The following is a 20,769-nucleotide window of genomic DNA, read 5'->3' as shown; positions in this document are numbered from 1 at the left end:
TCAGGCCTCCAGGGCGAACGGTCGGGGGTCGCGGGCGGTGCGCGAGCCCCAGGCGAGCAGCGCGAGCCCGGCGGCGAGCACGACGAGTCCCACGATGGCCAGCGTCGACAGGCGCTCGCCCAGCACGACGATGCCCAGGATGCTGGCGGTCAGAGGCTCGCCCAGCGTCAGCGTGGCGGCCGTCGCGGCGGTCAGGCCGCCGAGGCCCCAGGTGAACAGCACGTAGGCGATCGAGATGGTCGCGAATCCGAGCCAGAGAGCCATCGCCAGGCCGGCGGGCGTCGCGAGCCAGCTCAGATCGACGAAGGGGAGCAGCAGGGCGGAGAGCACGGCGGAGCTGGCGCCCATCCCGCCGACGACCGTGAACGGATCCCATCCGGAATCCAGCAGTCGGCGCTGGGCGTTGGCGATGACGGCGAAGGACGCGCCGGCGCCGACGGAGCCGAGCAGTCCGATCGGATCTGTTCCGGCCGATCCCGTCTCGCCGCCGAAGCCGAGGAGCACCACCCCCGCGGTGGCGAGCAGGGTGGCTGCGATCCAGGTGGCGCTCGGCATCCGCGTCGTCAGTGCCCACTCGAGCAGTCCCGCGAGGATCGGGGCGGAACCCAGGGCCACGACCGTGCCGACGGCCACGCCGTTGCGCTCGGTGCCGAGGAAGAAGAGCGGCTGGTAGATCGTCAGGCAGAGGCCCGTCAGCACCATCAGGGTGAGGGGACGCACACCGGTCCGCGGATTCGGCCGAGGCCGGCTCCTGGCGTGCCGGCGTGCGAGCACGAATGCGATCGCGGCGAGGCCGGTCCCCCCGAGCACGAGCCGCACGGCGCCGATCGACAGGGGCGTCGTGCCGTCGGGTCCGAGGGCCTGCGACGTTCCCGTCGTGCCGAACAGCACCGACGCGGCGAGGACGGCGAGCACGGACAGCACTCTTCAGTTCTACACGCTGGGCACATCGCAGGAGTTCCGCGCCAGCCCCACCGTCGGGCTCCGGTGCGCCCCCGGTTCCCGGCCGGATCTCCTGCGTTGTGTCCCACGGGGTCGGCGGTGTTCGGGGCGGCCGAGACGGATCCGCCCTGCTGTGCGCGTGCCCAGGCTCGGGGTGGGGCCCGCCGGTAGGCTGGTGAGGTGACTCTCCGGCTCTTCGACACCAAGGCGCGCGCCCTGCGCGACTTCGTGCCCCTCGACCCCGAGAACGTCTCCGTCTACGTCTGCGGCCCGACTGTTCAGTCGGGTCCGCACGTCGGCCACCTCCGCGGAGCGCTGGCCTTCGACATCCTGCGCCGGTGGCTCTCCCGCGACCGCCGCGTGACGTTCGTGCGCAATGTCACCGACATCGACGACAAGGTGCTGGCCAACGCCACGGACAGCGAGCCGTGGTGGGCGCTGGCCTACCGCATGGAATTGGCCTTCTCGCGGGCGTATGCCGCGATCGGCATCCTGCCGCCCACGTACGAGCCGCGGGCCACGGCATCCATCCCGCAGATGCAGGAGCTGATCCAGCGGCTCATCGAGCGGGGACACGCGTACGCTTCGACAGGCGCTGGGTCAGACGGCGACGTGTACTTCGACGTGCGGTCGTGGGAGGACTACGGACGCCTCACGAACCAGTCCCTGGATGCGATGGAGCCCGCCGAGGACGCCGATCCCCGGGGCAAGCGAGACCCTCGGGACTTCGCCCTCTGGAAGGGCGCGAAGCCGGGCGAGCCGGAGAGCGCCACGTGGGATTCGCCGTGGGGCGGCGGGCGCCCGGGTTGGCACATCGAGTGCTCCGCGATGTCGCGGCGGTACCTCGGACCCGAATTCGACATCCACGGCGGCGGCCTCGATCTGCGCTTCCCGCACCACGAGAACGAGCTGGCGCAGTCCACGGCCGCGGGCGATCCCTTTGCGCGCTACTGGATGCACAACGGCCTGGTCACGGTCGGCGACCAGAAGATGTCGAAGTCCCTCGGCAACTTCGTCCTCGCCGACGACCTGCTGGCCACCCGCGAACCCCTCGTCGTTCGGTACGCGCTGGCGGCCGCGCACTATCGCTCGAGCCTCGACGTCTCCGAGTCATCGTTCGACGAGGCGGCGGCCGCCCTGGAGCGGATCCGCGGCTTCCTCACCCGGGCGGCGCGCGAGGGTGCGGCATCCAACGACGGCGGTGGGAGCCTCCCCGAGGCGTTCGTCGCTGCCATGGATGACGATCTCGGGGTGCCGCAGGCGCTCGCGGTCATCCACGAGAGTGTGCGGGCCGGCAACGCGGCGCTCGATGGGGGAGATTCGGATGCGGCGCTGCGCGCACGCACGTCGGTGACCGCGATGACCGACCTGCTCGGAATCAACCCGCTCGACCCGCAGTGGTCCACCGGCGACGCCTCCGCCGAGGCATCCGCTCTCGACGCTCTCGTGCAGAGCCTGATCGCGCAACGGGCCGACGCGCGCGCGGCGAAGGACTGGGCGGCCGCTGATCGCATCCGTGACGCCGTCGCCGCCGCGGGCATCGCCCTCGAAGACACCCCCGACGAAACACATTGGAGTATCAGTGGCCGGTAGCAAGCCTGGGCGCCCCGGCGCCAGCAAGGGCAAGAAGGGCCCCACGAAGGGCACGGGCGGCAAGAACAAGCGGTCGCTCGAGGGTCGCGGTCCGACCCCGAAGGCCGAGGATCGCGCCTGGCACCCCGCCGGCAAGCGCAAGGCGGCCGCCGAGCGCTACACCGCCGCCGGTGGCAAGGGAAAGCCGGCGGCCCGGCCGTCGGCCGGCCGAGGCGGCGGCGCGAAGAAAGCGGATGACACGGAAATCGTCACGGGCCGCAACTCCGTGCTCGAGGCGCTGCGCGCGAAGATCCCCGCCACCGCGTTCTACATCGCCCAGCGCGTCGAGATGGATGACCGCGTCAAGGAGATGCTCTCGATCGCGACGCACCGGAGCATCCCCGTGATGGAGGTCACGCGCCCCGAGCTCGACCGGATGGCGGGTTTCGACGGCGTGCACCAGGGGGTCGCGCTGAAGGTTCCGCCGTACGAGTACGCGCACCCGCACGACCTGCTCGAGGCCGTGATCGATCGCGGCGAGGTGCCGCTCTTCGTGGCGCTCGACGGCGTGACCGATCCGCGCAACCTGGGCGCCATCATCCGCTCGACGGGTGCCTTCGGCGGACACGGGGTCATCCTTCCGCAGCGCCGGTCGGCGAGCGTGAACAGCGCCGCCTGGAAGACCAGCGCCGGCGCCGCGGCGCGCATCCCGGTGGCGATCGCCCCGAACCTCACCTCGACGCTCAAGGACTTCAAGAAGCAGGGCGTGTTCATCCTGGGTCTCGACGGCGGGGGCGACGTGTCGCTCCCCGCCCTGGAACTCGCCGACCGCCCCGTCGTGATCGTCGTCGGGTCGGAGGGCAAGGGTCTTTCGCGCCTGGTCACCGAGAACTGCGATCAGGTCGTCTCGATCCCGATCGAGGCGGCGACCGAGTCGCTCAACGCCGGCATCGCCGCATCGGTGGCGCTCTACGAAGTCGCACGTCGCCGCGCGCAGTAACAACCCACACGAAGGAGTCGTCATGGCCCGCATCGCCGTCATCGGAGGAACCGGCTACGCCGGAAGTCACATCGTCGCCGAGGCGGTGAGGCGAGGCCACACCGCGGTCTCCGTCGCCCGCTCGATCTCGACGGACCGCATCGAAGGAGCGACCTACATGGAGGGCACGCTGCTGGATGTCCCCGGGCTCGTCGCCGAGCTTCAGGGGGCCGATGTCGTGGTGGTGGCGGTCGCCCCTCGCGGGGACATGCAGGGCAGCGTCCGGCCCGCCGTCGCGGAACTGGCGGCCCTGCTGCCCGAGACGACCCGCCTGGGCGTCATCGGGGGCGCCGGCGGCAGTCTCGTCGCACCGGAGGGACCGCGCCTGATCGACACCCCGGGCTTCACCGAGGAGTTCAAGCCCGAGGCGTTCGAGATGATCGGCGTGCTGGAGGACCTGCAGGCCTCGGGCTCGGCCCACGACTGGTTCTTCGTGCATCCCGCCGGCGGATTCGGTCCCTGGAACGAGGGCGAGCGCACCGGTGAGTACCGCGACGGCGGCGACGTGCTCGTGACGAACGAGAAGGGCGAATCCCTCATCTCCGGCGCCGACCTCGGGGTGGCCGTGATCGACGAGATCGAGGATCCGAAGCACTCGCGCGATCGCTTCACGGTGGGGTACTGAGCACCGACTCCGGATCATCGAGCAGGCGGGCCAGCGCGAGCTCGCCCGCGCCGATCAGCAGCCTGTCCTCGCCGAGCCGGGCGACGACGATGCGAGTGCCCTCGAAGATCGTCGGCACGGTCTGCGCAGCGACCGCTCGCTCCAGCTCGGCCTGATCGCTCGAGGCGATCGTCGCGAGGAACCCGCCGAGGATGACGAGTGACGGGTTGAGCACGTTGATCGCGTTGCCGAGAGCCGTGGCCAGGATGCGGCGCTGCCGCGCGAGCTCCTCGGCCACCTCCGGTCTCGGCGAAGCGGCGAGCGCGCCGGCGAGCGTCGGCTCGTCGGCCTTTGCGAGGCCGACGGCTTCGAGCAGGCGCGCGCGGCTGACCTCGTCCTCCAGCACCCCATCGCCCGCCCGCCGATCCTCGAGACTCCCGATGCCCGGCCGGTTCTGCCCGAACTCCCCGGCGTAGCCGCCGGCGCCGCCGACGCTCGCGCCGCCGATGATGATGCCCCCGCCGATGCCGCTGGCGCCGCCGTTGAGGTACACGATGTCATCCACGCCCCGGCCGGCACCGAACAGGTGCTCGGCGAGGGCGCCGAGGCTGGCGTCGTTGCCGACGGATGCCGGCAGGTCGGTGGCCTCCTCCACCAGCGCGCGCAGAGGGGCCTGCGACCACTCGAGGTGCGGCGCCCAGCGCACCAGGCCGTCGTCCGCACGCACGATGCCGGGCACGGCGAGTCCGATCGCGACCACGCGGCATCCGGCCAGTTCGCCTTCCGCCCAGCGACCGATCGTCGCGTTCACCAGCTCTGCGGTCTCCTCCGGAGAGACGATGTGATCCATCTCGACGCGCTCGCGGTGCACCACGCGCCCCCCGAGCGCGACCACGCCGAAGGTCACCGCGTCCACCTCGGGATTGACGGCCACCACGACGGTCCGAAGGTCCACGTCCACGATGGGGGAGGGCCGGCCCACCCTGCGGGTGGGGTCGGGGGGTCTTTCCACCACGAGCTGCAGGTCGACCAGTTCACCCACGAGGGAGGCGACCGTGGATCGATTCAGCCCGGTCGCCTCGGTGATCCGCGACCGCGGCAGCGCGCCGTCGGCGTGCACGAGGCGCAGGACTTTCGAGAGGTTGCGGCGGTGGACACCGTCGAAGGCGCGCGTTGCGTCGGTCACCCCTCCACGTTAGAGCCACGGGCATCCGGGCGTTGATGCCCCACCGGGATAAGTTGCGCTCGACGTCAAACCTGGGCCCTGTCTGAAGCGCTGCCCACCCGACCTGTGAAAACGGGTGGACGTACCGGCCCATCTGGTATAGGTTGTAGAGAGCAACAATTTCACGCGAAGGAGCGATATGCCTACCCCCACTCCCGCCGATAAGTTCACCTTCGGGCTCTGGACCGTCGGCTACAACGGAACCGACCCGTTCGGTGGCCCCACCCGTCAGCCTCTGGACGTCGTGCACGCGGTCGAGAAGCTCGCGGAACTCGGCGCCTACGGCCTCACCTTCCACGACGACGACCTGTTCGCCTTCGGCTCGACGGATGCCGAGCGCCAGACGCAGATCGACCGGCTCAAGGGCGCGCTCGCCGACACCGGGCTCGTCATCCCGATGGTGACCACGAACCTGTTCAGCGCCCCCGTCTTCAAGGACGGCGGGTTCACGTCGAATGACCGGCAGGTGCGGCGCTTCGCCTTGCGCAAGGTCATCCGCCAGCTCGAGCTCGGCGTCGAGCTGGGCGCCAAGACCTTCGTGATGTGGGGCGGCCGCGAGGGCGCCGAGTACGACTCCGCCAAGGACATCCGCGCGGCGCTCGAGCGCTACCGCGAGGCCGTCAACCTGCTCGGTGACTACGTGACCGACAAGGGCTACGACATCCGCTTCGCGATCGAGCCGAAGCCGAACGAGCCGCGAGGCGACATCCTGCTGCCCACGCTCGGTCACGCCCTCGCGTTCATCGATTCGCTGGAGCGGCCGGAACTCGTGGGACTCAACCCCGAGGTCGGACACGAGCAGATGGCCGGCCTCAACTTCGCCGCCGGCATCGCCCAGGCGCTGTACCACGGCAAGCTCTTCCACATCGACCTGAACGGCCAGCGCGGCATCAAGTACGACCAGGACCTCGTCTTCGGCCACGGCGACCTGCACAACGCGTTCGCTCTCGTCGACCTGCTGGAGAACGGCGGACCCGGGGGAGTCCCGGCGTACGACGGTCCCCGCCACTTCGACTACAAGCCCTCGCGCACCGAGGACGAGAAGGGTGTCTGGGACTCCGCCGCGGCGAACATGAGCACCTACCTCCTGCTCAAGGAGCGGGCGGCGGCGTTCCGCGCCGACCCCGAGGTGCAGGAGGCGCTGGAGGCCGCCAAGGTCCTCGAGCTCGCGCAGCCCACCCTCAACGAGGGTGAGTCGTACGACGACCTTCTCGCCGACCGGTCCGCCTACGAGGACTTCGACACCGACGCGTACCTGGGCGGCCACGGCTTCGGCTTCGTGCGTCTGCAGCAGCTGGCCACCGAGCACCTGCTCGGCGCCCGCGGCTGATCCGACATCGAAAAGGAGGGCCGCCCGCACAGCGGGCGGCCCTCCTTTTCTGTGACCGGTGGTGCACAACGGCGGGGATCTTTGGCGACACGCCGGGTTTCGGCGTCCGGTGCTGGCGTGTCGGAGACCATCCCCGCCGTTGTGCTCGGCTTATGGTCGGCCGAGGCGTGCGCTTCTCAGCCGATGCGCACACCGGATCGCACGCCAGCCGTCGTGGACCGCCGGTCCTCGGGGACGACGAGGTGCACGGCGCCGGTCAACTCGACGGAGGCCGTCGCCTCCTTGTCCGCGCACGATGCGCCGACCCAGAGCTCGATCGTCCCCGGCTCCACGATCCGCTCGCCGGAAAGCCCCGTGAACGCCAGCCGGGTCGTCGGCACGTCGAACTCGACGGTCTCCTCCGCACCGCTCTCGAGGTCCAATCGCAGGTAGCCGAGGAGCTGCGCGACGGGGCGCGTCACGGATGCCTGCACATCGCGCGCATACAGCTGCACCACGTCGGTTCCCGACCGGGAGCCGGTGTTGCGAACGCTGACGGAGGCTCGGAAGGAGTCGTTCGTGGCGGCTTCGGGGTCGACGCGCAGGTCCGAGTGCTCGAACGACGTGTACGAAAGCCCGAACCCGAACGGCCGCGTCGGCGCACTGCTCGCGGACGTGATCTCGTTCGGCCCCCCGAGGATCGGGTGCAGGTACGAGAACGGCTGCGACCCGGCGGAGCGCGGAAGCGAGACGGGGAGACGCCCGCTCGGGTTCGTGGCGCCGGAGAGCACCGAGGCCAGAGCCGGCCCGCCTTCCTCACCGGGAAAGAACGCCTGGAGCACCGCGCTCGGCGCGCTCTCGCCGTCGAGCGCCCAGCCGATGGAGTATGGGCGTCCGGTCAGCAGGACGAGCGCGACGGGCGTGCCGGTCGCGACGACCGCCTCGACGAGCTCTCGCTGGGCACCGGGCAGTTGGAGGCTCTCGACGTCGTTGCCCTCGCCGACCGTCCCCCGGCCGAAGAGACCCGCGCGGTCGCCCACGACGACGATCGCGACATCCGCCTTCGATGCGGCAGCCACCGCTTCGGGGATGCCGGAACGGTCGGGGTCCTCGACGCCGCAGCCCGGCGCGTATGTCAGCTCCGCCGACGGGAACTCGGCCCGCAGCGCATCGAGCACACTGGGGATCTCGAAGCCCAGCTCTATGCCGGGGTGGTGGGCGAGCACGTGGTTCGCGAACGAGTAGCACCCCATCAGCGCCTCGGGGGAGTCGGCGTTGGGGCCGATCACCGCCACGCGCTGCGGCGAGCCGAGCGGAAGCATCCCGTCGTTGGACAGCAGGATCACCGACTCTTCGGCGAGGCGCCGGGCGATGGCGCGCGAAGCCGGCGAGTCGAGGTCGATGGATGACGGCGGATTCTCGAACGTCTCGTCGAGGAGTCCGAGGCGCTCCTTCTGGGTCAGGACCCGCACGACGGCGCGGTCGACCACGGCCTCGTCGATGCCGCCGTTGCGCAGCAGCTCGAGGAGCGGCTCCCCGAAGGCCTCGGTGCTCGGCAGCTCGACGTCGATGCCCGCCGTGAGCGCGAGCCGGGCGGCCTCCCCGGCGTCGCCCGCGATGGCGTGCATCGTCTGCAGGAAGAGCACCGAGAAGTAGTCCGCCACGACCACGCCGTCGAAACCCCACTCATCCCGCAGCAGGTCGGTGAGGTGCGCCGACGACGAGGCGACGGGCACCCCGTCGATCTCGGCGTACGAGTTCATCACGCTGCGCGCCCCGCCGTCGCGGACGGCCATCTCGAACGGCGGCAGCAGCACATCGGCGACTTCCCGCGGGCCCGCCGAGACGGGGGCGTGGTTGCGCCCGGCCCGGGATGCGGAGTAGCCGACGAAGTGCTTCAGGGTGGCGTCGACCCCGGCGTACTGCAGTCCGCGCACGTACGCCGTGCCGATGGTCCCGACGACGTACGGGTCCTCCGCGATGCACTCGTCGACACGGCCCCACCGCGGGTCGCGGATGACATCCAGCACCGGAGCGAGTCCCTGGTGGATGCCGAGCGTCCGCATCGAGTCGCCGATCAGTCGCGCCATCTCCTCGACCGTCTCGGGGTCGAAGGACGCACCCCACGCGAGCGGCGTGGGGAACGTCGCGGCCTTCCAGGCGGCGAGTCCCGTGAGGCACTCCTCGTGGACGATGGCGGGGATGCCCAGCCGCGTGTCGGTCTGCAGGCGCCGCTGCTCCTCCCACAGCCACCCGGCGCGTTCGACGGGGTCGACGGGCCGGGTGCCGTACACCCTCGTGAGGTGCCCGATGCCGTGGCGCGTGGCATCCTCGTACCGCGTCGAGGAGGCGAGCTCGCCCGCCATGGGAGCGACGAGTTCGTCGCCCTGATCGACCCAGTACGCCCCCAGTTGGGCGATCTTCTCCTCGTGTGTCATCTGGCTCACGAGCGCGCGGACGCGCGCCGATCCGAGTTCCTGCGACTGTCCCATGTGTATGCTCAGCCCTTCACGGCGCCGGTCAGTCCTCCGACGATCCGCCGCTCGAACAGGCTGAAGAAGACCAGCGCGGGAATCATCGACAAGGAGGTGAATGCGAGCACCCGTGCGGTGTCGACCGAGTACTGCGACGCGAACGCCTGCGTTCCCAGGGGGAGGGTGTAGGCGCCCTCGTTGTTGAGGATGAACAGCGGGAGCATGTAGCTGTTCCAGCTGGCGATGAACGCGAGGATGCCGACCGTGATCACCCCGGGGACCGCGAGCGGGATCACCATGCGCCAGAAGAATCCCAGGCGGCTGCATCCATCGATCGCAGCCGCCTCCTGCAGCTCGTTCGGGATCGCCGCGAGGAACGGCACCAGGATGATGATCGTGATCGGGAGGGCGAAGGCGATCTGCGGGATGATCACGCCGGCGAGCGAGTTCATCAGGCCGAGGTTGCGGACCAGGATGTACAGCGGCGTGATGGCGACGGTCATCGGGAACATCAGGCCGGCCGTGAAGATCGCGTAGATCAAGCCACGACCGCGGAACGAGTACCGCGACAGCGCGAACGCGGCCATGAGGCCCAACGCCACCACCACGGCGGTCGTCACGACCGCCGCGATCGTCGAGTTGCCGACCTGGCGCCAGAACACCGGGCTGACGAGCACGTCGACGTAGTTCTCCCAGTGCCAGATGGTCGGGAAGCCGGCCGGGTCGAGTGTGATGTCGGAGTTCGAGCGGAATCCGCCGAGGATGACGTACGCGACCGGAGCGAGCATCAGGGCGATCAGAACGAGCGCGACGAAGTAGATGATCAGGTCACCGCCCGCTCGGCGCTGCCCCGGGGCGGGCCTCTGTCGAGCCGGCGGGATCTCGATGACTGCGGAGGCCATCATGCCTTCCCTCCTGTGATGGCCCCGGCGGTATCGCGTCGGAGCAGGAAGCGCTGGTAGAGCAGCGCCACCGCGAGTGAGATGAGGAACATCACGACGGCGACGGCGCTGCCGTAGCCGTAGCTGCCGGCGTTGCGCCCGTTGGCGACCATGTACGTCGCCATCGTGGAGGTGCCGGCGGTTGAGGCGATGTACTGGCCCCAGATGATCCAGACGAGATCGAAGAGCTGGAGCGATCCGATGATCGACAGGAACGCCCAGATGCGGATGGTCGGCCCGAGCAGCGGCAGCACGATGTGGCGCTGGATCTGCCAGTACGAGGCGCCGTCGATCGCCGCGGCCTCGGAGAGTTCATCGGGGATGCCCTGAAGGCCCGCCAGGAACAGGATGACGGCGAATCCGATGTACTTCCACGTGATGATGACCATCAGCGTCCAGATGGCGACGGACGGATCCGACAGCCAGTCGGAGGCGAGCGCTCCGAGGCCGAACCGGTTGAGCAGGCCGTTGAGGGCGCCGTTGGACTGGAGCATCAGGCTCCACCCGATGCCGACGACCACCTCGGAGATCACGTACGGCACGAAGATGAGCACCCGGATGACGGACTGGTAGCGCAGCTTGCGATTGAGCAGCAGCGCCAGGCCGAGGGCGACCGGCCCCTGCAGCACGAGCGACATGACGGCGATGAACACGTTGTGCCCGAGCGCCTCGTGGAACGCAGGGTCGGTGAGGATGACGACGTAGTTGCGCAGTCCGACGAAGTCGACCGCCGGCCCGAAGCCCGTCCAGCTGAAGAACCCGTAGTAGGCCGCCAGCACGACGGGGAAGATCACGAAGGCGACGAAGACGATCAGCGCCGGTCCGATGAGGATCGCGAGCTCGAGCCGGGGACCCAGCCCGGTGCCGCGGGACGCTCGCCCGGCTCGCCGGCCGGCCGGCGGCCAGGCCGACGGCGGCAGCGCCTGAGCGCCGCCCCCGTCGGCCTGGGGCGTCCGGGGCGCGTCCGCAGTGAACTGCGGTGTTTCGCGTGCGGAAGCCATCAGCGGTCCAGCCTCAGGACTTCGCGGCCGCGTCGTTGACGGCGTCGACGATCGCCTGCGCGTCGCCCTCACCGGCGAACATGTCGACCACGGCGACGTTCAGCGCGTTGCCGATGTTCTGGCCGTACAGCGTGTCGAGCCACACCATGACGTAAGGCGCCGCGTTGTAGGCCTTGAGGACCTCCTGCAGCGCGGGCTCGGTCACGACGCCCTGCGCCTCCTGCGAAGCGGGCAACGTGTGGAACGCGGTGGCGTACGCCTCCTGGTTGGCCTTCTCGGCGGTGAAGTTCAGGAAGTCGACGCACTCTTCCGGGGCGTTCACCCAGCAGGTGTATCCGTCGACGCCGCCCATCATGGCACCGGCTTCTCCGTCGCCACCCTCCACCTCGGGGAAGGGGAACCACATGAGGTCGGCCAGCGGCTTCTCATCGGGGGTGAGCGATCCGATGACGCCGGGGTTCCACGCGCCCATCAGCTCCATCGCGGCCTGGTGGTTGGCCAGCAGGCCGGCCGACGAGCCGGCCCCCTGCTGGGCGGTGGTCGTGAGGAAGCCCTCGTTGAACGGATCGGTCTCGATGAACTCCTGCAGGTTCTCGCCCGCCGTCAGCCAGCAGGGGTCATCGAAGCTCCGGCTGTCGGCGGCCTCGTCCATGACATCCTTCGAGCACGCACGCAGGGCGAAGTTGTAGTACCAGTGGGCGGCCGGCCATGCGTCCTTGGCGCCGACGGCGATCGGCGCGACGCCGGTCGCCTTGATCTGGTCGTCGACCGACACGAGCTCGTCGATCGTCGTCGGGGGAGCGGCGACCCCGGCGCCCTCGAACAGGTCGGACGCGTAGAAGATGCCGGAGGGCAGCACCGCGGTGGGCACGCCGTAGTTCTTGCCGTCGATCTCGAACGCCGAGAGCACGGCGTCGCCGAGGGCGGTCCGCGTCGCATCCGAGATGCCGTCGGTGATGTCCATGGCCTGTCCGGCCTTCACGACGTCGGCCAGCTTGCCGCCGCCGCGGGACATGAAGATGTCCGGCGCGTCGCCGGAATTGAGCGCGGTCTGGAGCTTTCCGTCCATCTCCTCGTTCTGGATCGACTGGATCTCGATCGAGACGCCGGGGTTCGCCTCTTCGAACGCGGCCACGGTGTCTTCCCAGTACGCCTTGCCCTCGCCGGTCGTGGAGTTGTGCCAGAACGTCATCGTGACGTCGCCGTCTCCGGATCCTTCCGAGCCGGCTCCACCGCCGCAGCCGCTCAAAGCGAGCGCCGCGACGACCAGTCCGGCAGACCCCAGCAGGAGTTTCTTGCCATTCATGTGATTTCCGTCCTCTTCATCGAGTCGCACCTCGCCCATCGAGGTGTGTGAATCCGCGTGATCGCAGCGAGCCGCTGCGATATGCGTTCGGAGCCCAGAGGGCACCCAAGGTGAAAATCAGTGTCGCAAGTCGATTCGGGGGTGTCAAACGTTTTCGAAAACCTTTTCCATGTCTATACTCACCCTCATGGGACGCCGCGCCACCATCCACGACGTCGCCTCGGCGGCGGGCGTTTCCGTGTCGACCGTGTCCAAATCCGTGCATGGACGTTATGGCGTCGCACCGGAGACCATGCGTCGCGTGCTCGAGGTCGTCGAGAGACTGGGCTACCAGTCGAGCCTCGGCGCCAGCAGCATGCGGTCGCACCGGACCGGGGTGATCGGCGTGCTCGTGCCCGAGTTCGAGCCGTTCACCGCGGAGATCCTGAAGGGCGTCGGCGCCGCTGTTCGAGGCACGGGATTCGACCTGCTCGCGTACAGCGGCTCGCAGGATGGCACCGGCGAGGGCTGGGAGCGGCGCTCGGTGAGCAGATTGAGCGGGAGCCTCGTGGACGGCGTGATCATGGTCACGCCGTCGGTCGTGAACGTCTCCGCCGACGTCCCGATCGTCGCGATCGACCCGCACACCGGCCCGGCCGACCTCCCCACGGTGGAGTCCGACAGCTATCACGGCGCACAGCTCGCAACCCGCTACCTGATCGGACTCGGACACACCCGTATCGGCTTCATCGCGGGACGCCCGGATCTGCGTTCGTCCGCCCTGCGCGACGCCGGCTATCGAAGCGCGCTGCTGGAGGCGGACATCCCGTTCGATCCTTCGCTCGTCGGAGTCGGTCGATACCAGGTCGATGCCTCACGGGAACTCGCGCACCAGCTGCTCTCGCACCACGACCGTCCGACCGCCATCTTCGCGGCCAACGATCTGTCGGCTATCGCCGTTCTGCTGGTCGCGACGGAGCTCGGGATCGAAGTCCCCGGCGAGCTCTCGGTGGTGGGCTTCGACGACATCCCCGAGGCCTCCCGTCACATTCCTCCGCTCAGCACGGTGCGCCAGCCCATGCAGCGGCTGGGCGAGGCGGCGACCAAGCTCCTGCTTGCGCTCATGGATGGGGAGACGCCGAAGAAGACGCATCTGCGGCTGCCGACCCGCCTCGTGCCGCGCGCGACGACCGCGCCACCGCCGTGAAGCATCCGACGGAGCCACTCGCGGTTCAGACCAGGTCGCGCCAGTCCACGGTGTCGGCCTCGTCTTCGTCGAACGGGGAGCCGCTCTGCGTGATGACCGGCAGCGACAGTGTCTCCGTCGGCGGTCCCATGATCGTCGCCTCATCCCGCCGGTGACGCAGCACGTCGCGGATGTACGACGTCAGCACCTCCGCGAGCGGCACCGACCGCCCGCGCGCCTGCGACATGTACCAGCGGTGCTCGAGCACCTGGTGGAAGACCTCGGCCGGCTCGAGCTTGGCTCGGAGGTCGAACGGGATCGCCTTGATGACGGGCTCGAAGACGCGGGTCAGCCACTCGTGGGCGACCATCTCCTCGTCGGTGCCGAGCCGAGACGTGCGCGCGCGGAACTCGTCGAGGTCGTTGAGCAGGCGGCGGGCCTGGTTCTCCTCGACGTCGAGCCCCGTCAGCCGCAGCAGCCGGCGCTGGTGATGGCCGGCATCGACGACCTTGGGCTGGATGGCGACGCGCGTGCCCTCCGCCTCCGTCTGGATGCTCATCTCGCCGATGTCGAAGCCGAGGGCGTTGAGCCGTTGCACCCGCTCCGTGATGCGCCAGGCCTCGTTGGCCGAGAAGCTCTCCTGCACCGTCAGGGCGCCCCACAGCGACCGGTACGACGAGACGATTCCGTCGGCGATGGCGAGGGCGTCCACGCCGCCCTCGAGGCGCCCGCCGGCTTCGAGGTCCATGATCTCGCCGGCGATGTTGGTGCGCGCGACGTCGAGGTCGTGCTCTCGCTGACCGGGAGTGAGCCCACTCTCGTGCAGCTCGCCTGTCTCGGCGTCGACGAGGTACGCGGCGAAGGCCCCGGCGTCGCGACGGAAGAGGGTGTTGGACAGCGAGACGTCGCCCCAGAAGAACCCGACGTTGTGCAGGCGGACGAGCAGCACCGCGAGTGCGTCCACGAGCCGGTTGGCGGTGTCGGGCCGCAGCACCTGCGTGAACAGCGCCCGGTACGGCAGCGAGAAGCGCAGGTGCGCCGTCACGAGCGCCGCAGGAAGCGGCCTGCCCTTGGCGTCCGTCCGCCCGGCGATGACGGCCACTCTCTCGACGCATGGCACATCGAGGCGGGTCAGGTTGCCGAGCATGTCGTACTCGCGCCTGGCCATCTGCGCCGTGGTCTCTTTGACGGCGACCACCGAACCGGACAGGTTGGCGAAGCGCACCAGGTGCCGTGAGAGGCCCTTGGGCAGGGACACGATCGTGCTGCTCGGCCACTCGGCGAGAGTGGTCGACCACGGGAGGGAGAGCAGACCCGGATCGATGGAGCTGGCGGTGATGCTGAGCGAGTCGGGCATGGTCCCCTCAAAGGAAAGACGCGGCGCGGGCAGCCTCCAGGCTACCCGCGCCGCGTCTTGTTCTCGTGTCGCAGCGAGCGACCGTCCCTAGATGGAGGGGACGACCGAGTCGTTGAGGCGCTCGCCGGTCTCGATGTCGAAGGCGTGCACGTGTCCCGCCGCCGCCGCCAGCGTCACGGTGTCGCCCGCGATCGGGTGGCTGCGGCCGTCGACGCGAGCGACGATGTCGGTGCGCTTGCCGGCGATGTCGGTGTGGCCGTAGAGGTATCCGTCGGCGCCGAGCTCCTCGACGAGATCCACCACCACGGGGAGGCCCTTGCCATCGGCCGGGCCCACCACGATGTCCTCGGGGCGGACGCCGATCGTCAGCTGGCTGCCGTGCGCACGACCGACGGTGTCGCGGTCGAGCGGCACGACCTCGGATCCGAACTGCACGCCACCCTCCGCGAGGTTGGAGACGAACAGGTTCATGGCGGGCGAACCGATGAAGCCCGCGACGAACACGTTGTTCGGACGCTCGTACAGGTCGCGGGGCGTGCCGACCTGCTGGAGGAGACCGTCCTTGAGGACGGCGATGCGGTCACCCATCGTGAGCGCCTCGGTCTGGTCGTGCGTGACGTAGACCGTGGTGACGCCGAGCCGGCGCTGCAGCGAGGCGATCTGCGTGCGCGTCTGCACGCGCAGCTTCGCGTCGAGGTTCGACAGCGGCTCGTCCATCAGGAACACCTGGGGCTGACGCACGATGGCGCGACCCATGGCGACACGCTGACGCTGGCCACCCGAGAGGGCCTTCGGCTTGCGGGTCAGGTAGTCCTCGAGGTCGAGGAGCTTGGCGGCCTCGAGCACGCGGGCGGCGCGCTCGTCCTTGCCGACGCCGGCGATCTTGAGCGCGAAGCCCATGTTCTCGGCGACCGTCATGTGCGGGTACAGCGCGTAGTTCTGGAAGACCATCGCGATGTCGCGGTCCTTCGGCGGGACGTCGGTGACGTCACGGTCGCCGATCAGGATGCGGCCGGAGTTGACCTCTTCGAGGCCGGCCAGCATGCGCAGCGACGTGGACTTGCCACAGCCGGAGGGTCCCACGAGAACGAGGAATTCCCCGTCCGCGACTTCGAGGTTCAGCTTGTCGACCGCGGGACGAGTGCCCCCGGGGTACAAGCGCGTTGCGTTGTCGAACGTGACTGACGCCATTGTTTCTTCTCCTTCACCGGCAGGTACGTGCCGGACGATCCGTAGTGAATGGATTTGCGGGGCGAACCGCACGCCCTTCGTCGGGCGCTGCTCTAGTATGACACGGCGATCGCCGGGCCAGCATCTGGGCATTTCCCAGGCTCCCTGGCTAGCATCGTTCAGGTTGCCGCAGTGAGCGGTCGCCCGGGTACGCCCGGGCCAGGGATTCAAGAGGTTTCATGTCGAACGACGAGACGCCGAACGCTCCCGCTGCGCGCGGACGGCGTGCGGCGGTGCGGGAGAAGGCCGAGCAGGTGCACGCCCAGCAGTCGCGGGCGAGGATCATCCGCCGTGTGTCGGCCGGTGTGGCCATCGTGGCCGCCGTCGTCGCCATCGGCGTCGTCGTGACCTGGGTGTTCGCGTCCGCGGCATCCAAGCCCCTGCTGAACCCGGCCAACATGCAGGATGACGGCATCGTCGTCGACGCGTTCGGCACGATCCCGCTGACAAGCGTCCCCGGCGGCCCGATGACGGACGCGGCGCCCACGGCGACGCCGACGCCCCAGGCCCTCGAGGCCTCGCCCGCACCATCCGCGACGACGCCGCCTCCCATCGACATCCGCATCTACGTCGACTACCTCTCGCCCGGCGCGGGGGAGTTCCAGCTCGCCAACGCCAAGCAGCTCTCGGAGTGGGTCAGCGAAGAGGCGGCCGTGCTGACCTATCACCCGGTGGCGCTGCTGACGGCGAAGTCGAACGGCACCAAGTACTCGATGCGGGCGGCCAACGCGACGGCCTGCGTGGCGACCCACGCGCCCGAGACGTTCTTCGCCTTCAACCACGAGCTTCTCGTGAAGCAGCCGGATGTGGACACCGACGGGTACACCGATCCCGAGCTCGCCGCGAAGGCGATCGCCGCGGGCGCCGAGAACCCCAAGGTGGTTCGCGCGTGCATCGAGGACGAGGACTTCGCCCTGTGGGTGCGGGATGCCACCGAGCGCGCCCTCAGCGAGGATCTGCCGGGCACCGACGGCACGACGCTCACCGGATCGCCCATGATCCTCGTGAACGGCCAGCCCTACGTCGGCAAGCTCGATGACCCCGCCGAGTTCGCGCAGTTCGTGCTCACGCTCTCGAGCGACGCGTATTACAGCACGCCGTCACCCACCCCGACCCCGAGCGCGACCCCGAGCGCGACTCCGTCCCCGACGACAGCGCCGTGAGCCGAGCCCCCGCTAAACTGGGGGCTTCCGCCGACTTGGCGCAATTGGTAGCGCACCTAACTTGTAATTAGGGGGTTACGGGTTCAAGTCCCGTAGTCGGCTCGTGACGACCCGGATGCCCGCGTGGCTCGCCATCGCGGGTGCCGTGCTCGTCGGCGTTCTCACCGCCGCTCAGGCGCGCGTGAACGGGCAGCTCGGCGCCCGGCTCGATGACGGCCTGACCGCGGCGATCGTGTCGTTCGCCACCGGCCTGGTGATCCTGCTCGTTCTCTCGGCCGCGCTTCCGGCCGGGCGACGAGGAGTTCGGGCGCTCGCACACGGCGTGCGTGCGCGCACGATTCCGTGGTGGATGCTGGCCGGCGGTCTCGCGGGCGCGCTGACCGTGGCGACCCAGGGTCTGACCGTGGCCTTCATCGGCGTCTCGCTCTTCACGGTGGGGCTCGTCGCCGGGCAGACGGTGAACGGGCTCGTGCTCGACCGCATCGGCTACAGCCCGGCGGGCGTCGTCGCGGTGACCATGGGCCGCGTCGCCGGCGCGGGCCTCGCGCTCGCGGCAGTGGGCATCGCGCTGGTCGGCGACACGCTCGGCAGCGTGCCGTGGTGGATGCTGCTGCTGCCGTTCCTGACGGGTGTCGGCATCGCGTGGCAGCAGGCGACCAATGGGAGGCTGCGGCAGCGGGTCGGCACCCCGCTCACCGCGACCCTCGTGAACTTCGTCGGCGGTTCGATCGCCCTCGGCATCGCCGCCGGCATCCACATCGCGATCGAGGGTGCTCCGGCGAGCTTCCCCACCGACGCGTGGCTCTACCTCGGCGGCCCCATCGGGGTCACCTACATCTTCCTGTCGGCCGCGCTGGTGCAGTACACCGGAGTGCTGCTGCTCGGACTCGGGGCCGTCGTCGGGCAGCTGCTCACCTCGGTGCTGATCGACGCCGTGTGGCCGGCGGCCGAGGCACCCGGTCTGGGGCAATCGGCGGCCATGGTCGCCGTCGCCCTGGCATCGGTGTTCGTGGCGACGGCGCGTCGGCGGCGCCGGCCCTCCTCGTGAGGACCGAACGCCGTCAGTGCGGCATCCGCGAGAGGTGCCGCCGCGCATCCACCGGCTTGCGGCGACCGCTGCGCTTGCTCACCGGCTTGCCGCCGACATAGAGCCAGCCGAGCAGCTTCTCGTGCTTGCCGAGGCCGTGCGCCTTCGCGATCGCCTTCGAACGCGTGTAGTCGCCGGTGCGCCAGAAGACGCCCCAGCCGGCGTCATCGAGCAGCAGGCTCAGCACGTGGGCGACCCCGGATGCCACCGCCTCCTGCTCCCAGTGCGCGACCTTGCTCTTGCGATAGCTGACGACGACCGCGATCAGCAACGGTGCCCGCAGCGGCTTCGACGAGATGCCCTTGTCGCCGTCGGCCTTGTTGATGGCGCGGCCGAGCACCTCGCGGTCGGACCCGCGCAGCTCGATCAGGCGCCATGGCCGGAGCGAGGAGTGGTCGGCGACGCGGCCGGCCGCCGAGACGAGAGCCAGCAGCTCCTCGTGGGTGGGGGCGTCATCCGTCACCTTCGACCAGGAGCGGCGCGCGCGGACCGCCTCGAGCGCGGCGCTCACGCGGGGGTCTCTGGCGTGAACTCCATCGCGATCGAGTTCATGCAGTACCGGTCGCCGGTCGGCGTGCCGAAGCCGTCGGGGAAGACGTGTCCGAGGTGCGAGCCGCACGTCGCGCAGCGCACCTCGGTGCGCACCATGCCGAGCGTGCTGTCCTCGATCAGCTCCACGGCGTCGGGCCGGATCGACTCGTAGAAGCTCGGCCAGCCGCAACCGGAGTCGAACTTCGTGCCGCTCTTGAAGAGCTCGGCACCGCAGGCGGCACAGGTGTACAGCCCGGCGCGGCTCTCGTCGAGCAGCTCGCCGGTCCACGGGCGCTCGGTCGCGGCGGTGCGCAGCACGGCGTAGCGCTGCGGGTCGAGCTCGTCGCGCCACTCGGCGTCGGACTTCTGCACGGAATAGCTCATGGTTCCTCCTGGGTCACCCCCATTTTCCTCCACCCGTCGGCCCCTCGGGTGCGGGCGAGCGGTGCGGACCGCACCGTGACGCCTGGCAGTCCCCGAGAATGGGCGGATGACTGGCTTCTCGGATGCGGCGGCCGCGGTCGCGGAGCGGTACGAGCGCTTCGCCCGCGAGGAGGCACCGGGCAGGTCGGAGCTCTACGCCGACTGGGCGTCCGGTGTGGCAGGCGACGCGGTCGTGGCCGCGACGCTCGCGCGCATCCCGGCGAACCGGCGCCAGCCGCCGCTCGTCTTCGCCGTCACCCGCATGCTGGGGGCGCCCCTGCGGCCGTTCGGTGAGTGGGCCGCCTGGCTGGCCGAACACGCCGACGAGGTGGTGGCCGAGTGCACGGCGCGCAGCGTGCAGACCAACGAGCCGCTGCGGTGCGCGGCGCTGCTTCCTGCGCTCTCGCTCATCGACGGTCCGATCGCGCTGCTCGAGGTGGGAGCGTCCGCGGGGCTCTGCCTGTATCCCGATCGCTACGGCTACCGGTACACGGGCTCCGGGGGAGCCCTCGTAGTCGACCCGGTGGATGATCCGTCGCCCCTGGTGCTGCAGACGGCTCTCCGGGGAGAAGCTCGACCGCCGCTGCGCATGCCCGACGTGGTGTGGCGCGCCGGCATCGACCTGCAGCCGCTCGACGCCCGGGTGGCACGGGACCGGGCGTGGCTGCGCGGCCTGGTCTGGCCGGGGGAGTCCGGGCGAGAGCAGCGGATCGAGGCGGCGCTCGATGTCGCGGCCGCCGATCCGCCGCACCTGGTGGCCGGAAACGCCCCCGAGGTGCTCCCCGAGGTGGCGGCCGCAGTCCGGTCGGCGGCGCCGCGGGGAGCGACGCTCGTGATCACGACCCCTGGGGTGCTCGCCCACATCCCGCGCGCCGGTCGCGAAAGGGTGATCGCGCTGGCCCGCGAGTGCGGGGACGCCTGGATCACCCTGGACGCACCCGGCTTGCACGAGAGCTGGGATGCGCCGACCGATGCTTCCACGTGGCCCGCCGGGGGCTTCGCCCTCGCGCTGGACGGCCGGATCCTGGCTGCCGCGGATCCACTTGGCCGGTGGCTGGAGTGGCGCGCGGGGGATGCGGCATCCGCCCCGTAGCGTGAAGTTCATGACCGATGGCCTGACCGACACCGAGCGGGCGATCCTGGCTTTCGAGGCGGAGTGGCGCCGCCATGCCGGCGCCAAGGAAGAGGCGATCCGCGCGGAGCTGGACATGACGCCCGCGCGGTACTACCAGCTGCTCGGCCGCCTGATCGACCAGGCGGCGGCGCTCGAGTACGACCCGATGCTCGTCAAGCGGCTGCGCCGGCTGCGCGACCGGCGGGACGCCACGCGCCTGGCGCGCGCGTCGGGCACGCCCTCCTGAGCGGGCTCCCCATCCCCGGCAGTCCGGGGCCAGGCGGGG

At 70.1% G+C, this 20,769-nt stretch carries 19 protein-coding genes and 1 tRNA gene; 10 read left to right on the top strand and 10 right to left on the bottom strand.

Features of this window, described 5'->3' with window-relative positions; translation table 11 throughout:
- Entirely contained in the window at positions 1–924 is a 924-nt protein-coding gene (locus ACPW96_RS14490; protein ID WP_425883936.1) for a DMT family transporter, read from the bottom strand.
- A gap of 198 nt (positions 925–1,122) precedes the next feature.
- Between ACPW96_RS14490 and cysS the strand changes: the two genes are divergently transcribed.
- The 3 genes from cysS to ACPW96_RS14475 are packed head-to-tail and all read left to right on the top strand — an operon-like array spanning position 1,123 to position 4,178.
- Positions 1,123–2,535 carry a cysteine--tRNA ligase gene (gene cysS, locus ACPW96_RS14485; protein WP_425883935.1) on the top strand — a complete coding sequence of 471 codons (1,413 nt, stop codon included), beginning with the start codon at positions 1,123–1,125 and terminating at the stop codon, positions 2,533–2,535.
- On the top strand, positions 2,525–3,514 hold the full coding sequence (gene rlmB / locus ACPW96_RS14480) for a 23S rRNA (guanosine(2251)-2'-O)-methyltransferase RlmB (RefSeq protein WP_425883933.1): 990 nt from the start codon (positions 2,525–2,527) through the stop codon (positions 3,512–3,514). The genes cysS and rlmB overlap by 11 nt, the downstream gene beginning before the upstream one ends.
- A 22-nt stretch (positions 3,515–3,536) precedes the next feature.
- A complete protein-coding gene (locus tag ACPW96_RS14475) occupies positions 3,537–4,178 on the top strand; it encodes an NAD(P)-dependent oxidoreductase (RefSeq protein ID WP_425883931.1) in 642 nt (213 codons plus the stop codon).
- On the opposite strand, the gene ACPW96_RS14470 is transcribed toward ACPW96_RS14475, so the two are convergent.
- Entirely contained in the window at positions 4,162–5,343 is a 1,182-nt protein-coding gene (locus ACPW96_RS14470; RefSeq protein WP_425883929.1) for an ROK family protein, read from the bottom strand. The two genes, ACPW96_RS14475 and ACPW96_RS14470, sit on opposite strands and share 17 nt — an antisense overlap.
- 178 nt (positions 5,344–5,521) lie before the next feature.
- On the opposite strand from ACPW96_RS14470, the gene xylA reads away from it, so the two are divergent.
- Positions 5,522–6,712 (top strand): xylose isomerase, encoded by a 1,191-nt coding sequence (gene xylA, locus ACPW96_RS14465; RefSeq protein WP_425820864.1) that lies wholly within the window; start codon positions 5,522–5,524, stop codon positions 6,710–6,712.
- Positions 6,713–6,888: 176 nt separating this feature from the next.
- Here the strand turns inward: xylA and ACPW96_RS14460 are convergent, their stop codons facing one another.
- The 4 genes from ACPW96_RS14460 to ACPW96_RS14445 are packed head-to-tail and all read right to left on the bottom strand — an operon-like array spanning position 6,889 to position 12,413.
- A complete protein-coding gene (locus tag ACPW96_RS14460; protein WP_425883928.1) occupies positions 6,889–9,183 on the bottom strand; it encodes a glycoside hydrolase family 3 N-terminal domain-containing protein in 2,295 nt (764 codons plus the stop codon).
- A gap of 8 nt (positions 9,184–9,191) precedes the next feature.
- Entirely contained in the window at positions 9,192–10,067 is an 876-nt protein-coding gene (locus ACPW96_RS14455; RefSeq protein WP_425821070.1) for a carbohydrate ABC transporter permease, read from the bottom strand.
- Positions 10,067–11,107, bottom strand: coding sequence for a carbohydrate ABC transporter permease (locus ACPW96_RS14450; protein ID WP_425883927.1), 1,041 nt, complete (start codon positions 11,105–11,107; stop codon positions 10,067–10,069). Before ACPW96_RS14450 ends, ACPW96_RS14455 begins: the two co-directional genes overlap by 1 nt.
- 13 nt (positions 11,108–11,120) lie before the next feature.
- Positions 11,121–12,413, bottom strand: a complete 1,293-nt coding sequence (locus ACPW96_RS14445; protein ID WP_425883925.1) for an extracellular solute-binding protein — start codon at positions 12,411–12,413, stop codon at positions 11,121–11,123.
- A gap of 187 nt (positions 12,414–12,600) precedes the next feature.
- On the opposite strand from ACPW96_RS14445, the gene ACPW96_RS14440 reads away from it, so the two are divergent.
- On the top strand, positions 12,601–13,599 hold the full coding sequence (locus ACPW96_RS14440; protein WP_425883923.1) for a LacI family DNA-binding transcriptional regulator: 999 nt from the start codon (positions 12,601–12,603) through the stop codon (positions 13,597–13,599).
- 25 nt (positions 13,600–13,624) lie between these two features.
- Here the strand turns inward: ACPW96_RS14440 and ACPW96_RS14435 are convergent, their stop codons facing one another.
- Both ACPW96_RS14435 and ACPW96_RS14430 read right to left on the bottom strand, forming a co-directional pair.
- Positions 13,625–14,935 (bottom strand): DUF4032 domain-containing protein, encoded by a 1,311-nt coding sequence (locus ACPW96_RS14435; RefSeq protein ID WP_425883922.1) that lies wholly within the window; start codon positions 14,933–14,935, stop codon positions 13,625–13,627.
- 87 nt (positions 14,936–15,022) lie between these two features.
- The gene (locus ACPW96_RS14430; protein WP_425820869.1) at positions 15,023–16,126 is read right to left on the bottom strand and encodes an ABC transporter ATP-binding protein; all 1,104 of its coding nucleotides are present in this window, start codon (positions 16,124–16,126) and stop codon (positions 15,023–15,025) included.
- 218 nt (positions 16,127–16,344) lie between these two features.
- Between ACPW96_RS14430 and ACPW96_RS14425 the strand changes: the two genes are divergently transcribed.
- From ACPW96_RS14425 to ACPW96_RS14415, 3 genes are all read left to right on the top strand, one after another.
- Positions 16,345–17,328, top strand: a complete 984-nt coding sequence (locus ACPW96_RS14425) for a DsbA family protein (RefSeq protein ID WP_425820870.1) — start codon at positions 16,345–16,347, stop codon at positions 17,326–17,328.
- Between the two features lie 29 nt (positions 17,329–17,357).
- Positions 17,358–17,430 (top strand) — tRNA-Thr (locus ACPW96_RS14420).
- Position 17,431: 1 nt separating this feature from the next.
- Positions 17,432–18,376: a DMT family transporter gene (locus ACPW96_RS14415; protein WP_425883920.1), complete on the top strand. Its 945-nt coding sequence runs from the start codon at positions 17,432–17,434 to the stop codon at positions 18,374–18,376.
- Between the two features lie 13 nt (positions 18,377–18,389).
- Here ACPW96_RS14415 and ACPW96_RS14410 read toward each other — a convergent pair whose 3' ends face one another.
- Both ACPW96_RS14410 and msrB read right to left on the bottom strand, forming a co-directional pair.
- Positions 18,390–18,926: a nitroreductase family protein gene (locus ACPW96_RS14410; RefSeq protein ID WP_425883918.1), complete on the bottom strand. Its 537-nt coding sequence runs from the start codon at positions 18,924–18,926 to the stop codon at positions 18,390–18,392.
- A complete protein-coding gene (gene msrB / locus ACPW96_RS14405) occupies positions 18,923–19,330 on the bottom strand; it encodes a peptide-methionine (R)-S-oxide reductase MsrB (protein WP_425820872.1) in 408 nt (135 codons plus the stop codon). The genes ACPW96_RS14410 and msrB overlap by 4 nt, the downstream gene beginning before the upstream one ends.
- 106 nt (positions 19,331–19,436) lie before the next feature.
- On the opposite strand from msrB, the gene ACPW96_RS14400 reads away from it, so the two are divergent.
- Positions 19,437–20,462 carry a DUF2332 domain-containing protein gene (locus ACPW96_RS14400; protein ID WP_425883916.1) on the top strand — a complete coding sequence of 342 codons (1,026 nt, stop codon included), beginning with the start codon at positions 19,437–19,439 and terminating at the stop codon, positions 20,460–20,462.
- A gap of 10 nt (positions 20,463–20,472) precedes the next feature.
- Complete coding sequence (locus ACPW96_RS14395; protein WP_425883914.1) at positions 20,473–20,730, top strand: DUF3263 domain-containing protein; 258 nt, start codon at positions 20,473–20,475, stop codon at positions 20,728–20,730.
- Positions 20,731–20,769 lie beyond the last annotated feature (39 nt).

This window comes from Micromonospora sp. DT81.3, assembly GCF_049847225.1.
Classification (GTDB): Bacteria; Actinomycetota; Actinomycetes; order Actinomycetales; family Microbacteriaceae; genus Microbacterium.
This window is presented reverse-complemented; position numbering and strand designations above follow the sequence as displayed.